This is a genomic window from Bowmanella yangjiangensis, assembly GCF_017255015.1.
Classification (GTDB): domain Bacteria; phylum Pseudomonadota; class Gammaproteobacteria; order Enterobacterales; family Alteromonadaceae; genus Bowmanella; species Bowmanella yangjiangensis.
Map to the genome: position 1 here is coordinate 1 of NZ_JAFKCS010000043.1, position 7858 is coordinate 7858.

The 7858-nt window shown below is 60.2% G+C and carries 7 protein-coding genes; 1 reads left to right on the top strand and 6 read right to left on the bottom strand.

The features are described 5' to 3' along the window. Nucleotides 1-46: 46 nt before the first annotated feature. The 6 genes from J0A65_RS20600 to J0A65_RS20625 form a co-directional block, all read right to left on the bottom strand. Nucleotides 47-733 carry a LuxR C-terminal-related transcriptional regulator gene (locus J0A65_RS20600; RefSeq protein ID WP_206596223.1) on the bottom strand — a complete coding sequence of 229 codons (687 nt, stop codon included), beginning with the start codon at nucleotides 731-733 and terminating at the stop codon, nucleotides 47-49. A 234-nt stretch (nucleotides 734-967) separates the two neighbouring features. Continuing rightward, on the bottom strand, nucleotides 968-1957 hold the full coding sequence (locus J0A65_RS20605; RefSeq protein WP_206596224.1) for a fimbrial protein: 990 nt from the start codon (nucleotides 1955-1957) through the stop codon (nucleotides 968-970). Further along, nucleotides 1954-4380, bottom strand: coding sequence for a fimbria/pilus outer membrane usher protein (locus J0A65_RS20610; protein WP_332874367.1), 2427 nt, complete (start codon nucleotides 4378-4380; stop codon nucleotides 1954-1956). Before J0A65_RS20610 ends, J0A65_RS20605 begins: the two co-directional genes overlap by 4 nt. Nucleotides 4381-4444: 64 nt before the next feature. Further along, nucleotides 4445-5224, bottom strand: a complete 780-nt coding sequence (locus tag J0A65_RS20615; RefSeq protein WP_206596226.1) for a fimbrial biogenesis chaperone — start codon at nucleotides 5222-5224, stop codon at nucleotides 4445-4447. Between the two features lie 97 nt (nucleotides 5225-5321). Then, nucleotides 5322-5846, bottom strand: coding sequence for a fimbrial protein (locus J0A65_RS20620; protein WP_152487671.1), 525 nt, complete (start codon nucleotides 5844-5846; stop codon nucleotides 5322-5324). 370 nt (nucleotides 5847-6216) lie between these two features. Beyond that, a complete protein-coding gene (locus J0A65_RS20625; protein ID WP_206596227.1) occupies nucleotides 6217-6918 on the bottom strand; it encodes a response regulator transcription factor in 702 nt (233 codons plus the stop codon). 391 nt (nucleotides 6919-7309) lie between these two features. Between J0A65_RS20625 and J0A65_RS20630 the strand changes: the two genes are divergently transcribed. Further along, on the top strand, nucleotides 7310-7663 hold the full coding sequence (locus tag J0A65_RS20630) for an ANTAR domain-containing protein (RefSeq protein ID WP_152487669.1): 354 nt from the start codon (nucleotides 7310-7312) through the stop codon (nucleotides 7661-7663). The last annotated feature ends 195 nt before the right edge of the window (nucleotides 7664-7858 follow it).

Sequence of the window (7858 nt, forward strand, 5' to 3'; positions counted from 1 at the left end):
AAGGCCCAGGGCCGCAACCGCGTCTGCCTGGCGCAGCCATGACGGATCAGGCCTTGGCGTACTCCTCCAGCTGCACCGGCATGCAGTGCTCGAGCAGTCCCATTTCTATCGAATAGCGGATCAGCTCGGCGTCGCGTTCCAGCCCCAGCTTCTGCATGGCGGTACTTTTCTGCGTGCTGATGGTTTTCTTGCTGCGATGCAGGCGCTCGGCGATCTCGTTGACCTTCAGCCCCGAAACGAACAGGCGCACCACTTCCAGCTCGCGCGGGCTCAGCACGCCGAAACCGGCACTACGCGGGCTGTTGTTCATCAGCGTGGCGATGCGCGGTGACAGGTAGCGCCCCTTGGCCATCGCCCCCTGGATGGCCGGCAGCAGATGGCTGAGCGGGTCGCGCTTGCTGAGGATGCAGGAAATACCCGACGAAGCCAGTGCATGGAGGATGCTCGGATTCTCCTGCATGGTCAGCACCACGATATTGAGGTTGGGATACTTGCGCCGGATCAGCTGGAACAGGCTCAACCCACCGCTGTGCCCGGCGGCGGGGAGGATATAACCCGACAGCAGCACATCGAAGTCCTGGTCATGGCCTTCGAGCCGCTCCAACAAACGCGCCGGCCCCTGCACCGAGTCCACGATGGAAACACCATGGCTGGCAAACAGCGTCTGCCTTATACCGGCACAGACAACAGGATGGTCGTCCGCGACCAGCAAGCGAATCATTTCATTGTTCATTGTATAAACCCTATCTCTGATGACAGTCCCTGTCGCAGGCTTGCCCCGTATGCCTCAACAGGCGGTCGGAGCACCCAGCACGCACAAACATGGCGCAGCAGAAGCCGATAGCAACGCGCGCTGTGGAATCAACAGCGCCACTCAATGATAATGACTTGCAAATACATTCTCTGATCTTGTGACGTTATCTCAGAATTGCCCGCCCTCCCCTGGCGACGCGCCGGTGCTGGCCGCTCACAGATAAGTCAGTGTCAAGGTCACCGAGGCAAGCACTGCACCGGCACCCACCTGTGCAGAGGCCTGGTAGTAACGCACCCGGTAAGGCAGGGTGTTCAGGCCGCGAGTCAACCCCGCCAGCTGCTTGGGCTGACTGAGCTCCACTGGCGCACTGGTGGTGCCGTCGAGTAACTGCAAGCCCACCCCCGTTGCCGCAGCACCCGACGTCAGCGCAAGCACTCCGGGAGCGTTGGAGCTGTGTGGCGTTCCGTCCATGCGCAGCCGGACGACACCGTTCACGACGTTCTCACACTGCAGAACGATGTCGAATGACTGCTCACCTTGCGTCGAACCCACCCCGGAAAAGCGGTTGCGGGACACAGGCGCCAGCGTAACGGTCTGATCAGGGTTGCCGAAGAGGCGACATGATGAGGGAGGAGGCGCAATCCAGGCGGACTGGATGTTGACTTGCAGGTAGCGGTTATAACCAGCGGTGCGCAAGCTCGCATAGTTGCCAGGCGTAATCATGCCGGCACCAAGCGTAGTGCTGGTCGCCACCAGTTCAAGCTTGAGCTCTCTCCAGCCTTGCGCCGTCAACATCCCGGTGAACAGGAAAGGAATAGGCTGCTGCCATTCGCTTCCGGCATAGAGTCCCTCCGGTTGCAGGCTGACTCGATAACCGACCCCCTGGACGTGGGTCCGGTATACGCCGGGCAACATTGTGCTCGAACTCTCGGCGACGAAGGTCCCTGTGGCGTAACCCTTGCCCAGCAGGCATCTCAATAAATAGAACGGGGACCTGACCGGCTGTCTCGACTCCGCGAGAACTTGACCGATCTGGAGCGGGCCTGCAGGCACCGTGATCGGCGCGGGGAAGTTGAAGGCATAGACACCCTGGTCGAAACCGCGCTCCCATAGACAGGTTGCATGGGCAAGTGGCGCAGCACTTACGAGCGCTGTCAGCCATAACAAGCGAAAAAGAGAGTGTGTAAACAGCGGCGCGATCATCGGCAGGTCTCCTTCAAGTTTCTGATCGGCGTCTGCAGCGTCTCCTGCGACACGCGGTAGGCCACGGTACAGCTCGCAGCCCCGGCGCCCCAGCTCACGCTCAGCTCACCCGCAGGTGCGGCCCCCGCGACATAGGCCAACCCCTCGGGGCCAACCAGGCCCAGCTCCTGACCACTGGTGTCTGCAATCCGCGCCCCAAAGGGCAAGGGTTCTCCCTGTGCATCGCTCAACTGCAGCATCAACCGGTAGCCACTGCGGGCCTCGAACGGCGCCAGCACCACGGCGCCACGGGTCGGCACTACCTCCTGGACGGCCGTCAGCACCTCGACATTCCCCCCCAGCCCGCTCAACGACAGCGCTAGGCGGTTGCTGCGGTAGGGCGTCAGGCTCGGGACGACCGCATAGCCGCTCCCGTCCGTGCGCACGCCCACCTGGGACTGCAGCGCCAGACCCTCGGCATCAGGTATCCGCACCAGCGCTATGGTCTCCCCCAGCGGTTGAGACAGCGTGAGGCCATCGGCATGCGCGACCATCCCACCGGACAGCCCCAGGTTGGTCTGTTCATAACCCTCGCCTTGGCTGTGCCCCAGATCGACCCGCCCATAGCGCCCCCGGTAACCCAGGTTGAGGCTACCCCTGGAGCCTTGTTCGTCGGAACGATCGACGGTCACGCCGTAGTCGAGGTTGCGGTCATCGAGGGTGTTGCCGAAGAGACTGGCCTGCTGATACAAGCGCTGGTCACTACCACGAGACACCGAGTACATGCCCGAGGCGCCGGAAGAACCCAGCGGTATGCTCAAAGACAGCATCAACTGGCGCTCTTGAGCAGCGAACGGCGTGCGGTACTGGTTGTAGTAGAGGTTGTAGCTGAGCTGCCGGTAGCTACCGGAAACCCCCAGTTGCACGAAACGCTCCTGGCCGCCGCTGCCCCAGTAACGCTGCTGCCGTGCGGAGAAGAACAATGCCCCCCAACGCCCCATAGACTGCGACAGGTCCACCTGCAGTTCGCTGCGCCGGTCGAGGAACGGCAGCTCATTGCTCTCCAGCGCCTGCATCTGCACCGCCTCGGGAAAGCTGCGAAAGCCAGGGGTCGAATAGCGGTAACCGGCCACGCGAAAAGTCGTGTCCGTACGTTCCAGCGTCTTGGCATAGAGCAGCCGTAGCGACTGTCCGGATAGGTGCCCCTGGTCACTACGCGTGCGAGCGTCCGACAGGTCAAGGGACAGCGCCCCGAAACCCAGCATGTTCTTGCCCACCCCCAGCAGCCCCGCCTGGTAGCCCTGCCCTAGCAGCACACCACCATACAACGAGAAGTCACCAGACAACCCACGCGCCAGGGTGCCCTGAAAGAAGTAGGGGCGCAGCCGTTCATCCTCATAGCCGGTACGGTACTCACCGGCACTCAGTTCATAGCGCCAGCGCCCCTCGCGCAACAGTGTCGGCACCGAAGAGAACGCCTGCGTATAGCGAACCTGGCGGCCGTCGGCCTCCAGAATAGTGACCTCCAGATCGCCACCGTTGGCAGTCGGATAGAGGTCGTCCAAAGTGAACTGCCCAGGTGCGACGTAGGTGCTGTAGATGATGAAGCCATTCTGTCGTACGACCACACGCGCGTTGCTCTGCGCCACGCCGCGGACAGTCGGGGCGTAGGCGCGCAGGCTATCCGGCAGCATCGCCTCGTCCGAGCTGAGCTGTACACCGCGAAACTGAAAGCCGTCGAACAACTCTCCCAGGGTGTTACCGTCGCCCACCAGCAACTGGCCACCCAGCGCCTGGATATCCCGCTGGGCATAAGTGCGCCCGTCCTGCCAGCTGCGCTGACCGAGACGATCACGGTTATAGGTGAATTGCTGACGCAGGCGCCAACTGCCCAGATTGAGCCCACCATGCATACGGCCGAACAGCGTGTTGCTCGATTCGCCCCCTGCACGCCCCTCATCATTGCGCGCCAGACTCAACTGGTAATCGAACAGGGCCGCGTTCATCCCCTGGTCCCAAAGGCGGGGATCGATCGTCCCCCGCGCCTTGCGCGACAGCGCCGCCTGCGGAATGCTCAAGCGCAGACGCTGCGCAGCCGCATCGTAATCGACCCGGGCCTCGGCAAGCTGCGCCTCCAGATCGATACAGGTTTCCTGCAGCGTCGTACTCACGGCAGGTAAGGCCGCCAGGTTCAAGCCCCACTCACCCAACTGCTCGGCACTCAGGCAAGGCCGGGCGTCGCTCCCTGCCTCACGCTCGACGAAGCGGACCGTGAATCGTCCCAGCAGGATATCGTTGCGCAGCACATCGACTCGGTACTCACCCGCCAGCACCCGGCTACCGAAGGCGAACATCGACAGGTCAACATCCGCCGGACCACCGCCCAGCTCAAGAAACGCTTCATTGAACACCGTGGCAACGGGCTCAGCAGCATGGACGAGCACTGCACCCAACAACGCCCAGGCACACAGGCACCGGCCCAAGGGGCCCTGCCGAACCGCGCGCACCTCAGAAGGCTCGGTTTTTTGAACTGATCGAGGAGCGAGGATCGATCCGCACCGGCTCACGCTCCAAGGGCACTTCGACGTGCTCCTTTTCCGAAAGGCCGCCATAGTCATTGATGACGGCGAATTCCACGCTGACGGCCTGTGGCGCGCGAATCGACGTCAGCGGGTACTCGCGCATCTGATAGGGAGGGACCATGTCCGGCGCGATGTTCTCCGTACCAGGGCGAACCCGCATCACACCGAAGGTCACATGATACGGCGTGGGATTTTCCACACGCAGCACCGCGCCACCGTCGCGATCAGCCAGCACGGACCACTTCAGCTCCTTGCGCGCCTCCTCGGCACGATTACCGCCAAGTGCTGCAGGACGATAGAACAGCTTGATCCGCGTGCGGATAGCCAGTTGCAGCACGTTATCCTGCTGCACCTTCTCCGGAATTTCCTTGACGTTGATCCAGAACACCGACTCGCGATCTTGCGGCAGGTCATCCAGCACCCGCATCACACGCAACATGTTCTCGACATTCGGATCAAGCCGGGACAACGGCGGCACCAGCAGGAACGGCGTCTTGGTATGCCCCTCTCCATCGTCCACCCAGGCCTGCACCACGTAGGGACGGTCACCCTCGTTCTTGATCGCGAGCGCGGCCTCGTGATTGCTCTCCAGAAAGATCAGCCGTGTGGCGCCCAGTTGCACGGCCGCATCTGCCGACGCGCAAAACAGCATGAGCAAAGCAGCCCGCAACGATCTACGGACGACCAAGCCATTGAGAGAAAACATACGTCCTCCCGAACGGTAGCGCGCGACAGCCGGTCAGTGACAAAGCCCACGCGCAACAAAACTCCGGCGCCTGGCGACGCCGGAGATGACAGAGTTTTTATTGGTAGCTCACCGTGAACTGGGCCATCGCATTGGCAGCCCCCGGCCGAACCTGAGTGCTTGTGGAAACATAGGCCGCCTGGAACTGCAGCTCGTTATCACCCTGACGCAGCTGGAAGTTCTGTGAGGCCGCTCCAGGGTTTACAACCTGCCGCCCTCCGCCAGTTGAAATCTGAATACCGACACCCGTCGCACCTCCAGTGACCGCCAGCAGGGTAGCGTTGGCCGGATCAGCCGTTGCGGCGAAGGTCACACGTGCCGTCTTGGCCACAACGCCACAGCCCGTCAGCTTGATGGTGAAGTCAACGAGCGGAGAGCGAGTACCGACGCCGCCAGCAGCCAATACGGAGTTGGAAATCTGGCCTAGATCTACGGTCTGATTCGCGTCCCCACCCATGATCGAGCAAGGCGCGTCGATGATCGACCCACTGAAGTTAACCGTACCATCCTTGGCAAGTACTCCCTGGGCAGTTACACCCAAAGCCAGCGCAAGAGCAGCTTTGAGCGTGGTAAGAGCGTTCATAACTTCCTCCACTTATGCAGTCATAAACCAACAACTATTGTAATAAGACATATTTTCCCACAGCCGATAAATAATCCCAGAACGCTCGAAACCAGAACATAGGAATAGGCCCAAAGCAACAATAGGATTTAACTTATTTTGAGGAAACCAATAGGACTACCCCTATGACGAACGATACCCACTGACAATTCATGCCACAACGACTTCCATTGAAAGCGCAAGTGCGACAAGCCAACCCAAGAAGAAAAACAATATTGTTTCGAACAGTTTATCCGCATGAACCGCACATAAGAATTGCGGCACATATGCCAAGGGCGAAGTGGTTTTCAGCGAATAGACAAGACAGGCGAAGAATCAATGCCGAACGCACTCAGAGCGGCTCGACCCGCTCAAGGCGATAGCCGTAGCCATAGATAGAGGCCAGGCACCAGCCGTATTCGGGCGACAGCTTCAGTTTGCTGCGCAGGCGATAGATCATGGTGTCCAGCGGGCGCGAAGAGTAGCGCTCGCCCTGCGGCCAGAAACGGTCATAGAGATACGAGCGCGACAGCGAGCGGCCGAGGTTTTCCATCAGGCAACGCGCCACGTAGTACTCCCGCTCGGTCAGCAACGTAGCACTGCAGTCACGCGTCACGGTGCGCCCGGCGTCATCGAACAGTAGGTCGAAGTAGACATGAAAGCGGCGGACCTGGCCCTCGGCGGCCTGGATACGGCGGCGATTCACCACCAGAATGCGTGCGTGCAGTTCGTATTCGCTGAACGGCTTGTGGATGAAGTCCTCGGCGCCAGCGTTAATGGCCTTGACGATGTCTCCCTCTGAACTGCCGCCAGTCAGCACAATGACCGGAGGTGGTACCTCAAGGTGCTCCTGCACCCAGCACAACAAGGCGTAGCCGCTCATGCCCGATAGGTACCAGTCGATGATCAGCAGGTCGAAGTTCTCGCGCTTGAGGCGCCGCAGCAGGTCTTCTCCCGAACTGAAGCCGTGCACCGTCCAGTCGAAACCACTCGCCCTGGAATAGCTACTGATAACCTTCAATGCCCGATCCAGACAGATCTCTTCATCATCCAAGACAGCTATCCTCATGGACGCCCCCTATTATTCTTAAAACAGCGCCACTCACCTTATCGCCAGGGCGTACTCGGATTCACCCTAGAATCTGAGATAGTGTTACAAGCAGGCACCGAACAATATCACTACCGTATTATTAAATCGCATTTAATTGACTTATAGGCAACAGCCTATCGACCTATAGGTTTTGCCTTAGCTATTAGTCCTAGCTCCCGCCATGAACTTTCGAAACAAGAGCAGCACCCCCCATCTATAACCGGGAACAACAAGTACCTGTAGCTACCCGTGCCATATACCACTGGGACGAACTCACAGTAACCCGCTGACAGGTTACGACGGCAGTCGAACAAGTGCAGAGCAAACTTTGGCCAGAAAAGACCGGAATGCCCAAATGATCGAAAAGAAACTACGCATTCTGCTTATCAGCGAGAAACCTGCGACAGCCCGGGGCCTGGAACATGCACTGAACCGGCTGGGCTACTTTCGCGTGACCACCATCGACTCGCTGGTCGATGCCCTGCCGTTGGCCGACTCCATCAAGCAGCGCTTCGATCTGATCCTGATTGCCCCGCACATCCGCCGCAACGGCAAGGCTCGGCAGCTCGAGCAGGCCCTGAGCGGCAATCGACTGGTCGACCACCTGGCAGTCGAAACGCCTCCCGTCGTCAGCTTTGTCTCGATCATCACCGGCATTCGCGAACTGCAGTGCCTGATCAACCGCTGCCAGCCTGCCTACGCGGACTGAGCAGCACGCCAGGCAAGGCGACGGCGCCATTTTCTTCAGCGAAACATGATCCGCGATGCGGCAGCGGGGCCGATAAGCCCTACAATCGGCCAACCGAACGCCTCCCCCGACTCGACATCGACCATGGACAAGACCCTATTACTGCAACAGGTGCTCACTCACCCGCAGGCTGATCTGGAGCAGGCTCACCAGGCG

Coding starts and splice junctions, on each gene's coding strand:
- J0A65_RS20600 (WP_206596223.1), bottom strand. CDS start 733: ATGAACAATGAAATGATTCGCTTGCTGGTCGCGGACGACCATCCTGTT.
- J0A65_RS20605 (WP_206596224.1), bottom strand. CDS start 1,957: ATGATCGCGCCGCTGTTTACACACTCTCTTTTTCGCTTGTTATGGCTG.
- J0A65_RS20615 (WP_206596226.1), bottom strand. CDS start 5,224: ATGTTTTCTCTCAATGGCTTGGTCGTCCGTAGATCGTTGCGGGCTGCT.
- J0A65_RS20620 (WP_152487671.1), bottom strand. CDS start 5,846: ATGAACGCTCTTACCACGCTCAAAGCTGCTCTTGCGCTGGCTTTGGGT.
- J0A65_RS20630 (WP_152487669.1), top strand. CDS start 7,310: ATGATCGAAAAGAAACTACGCATTCTGCTTATCAGCGAGAAACCTGCG.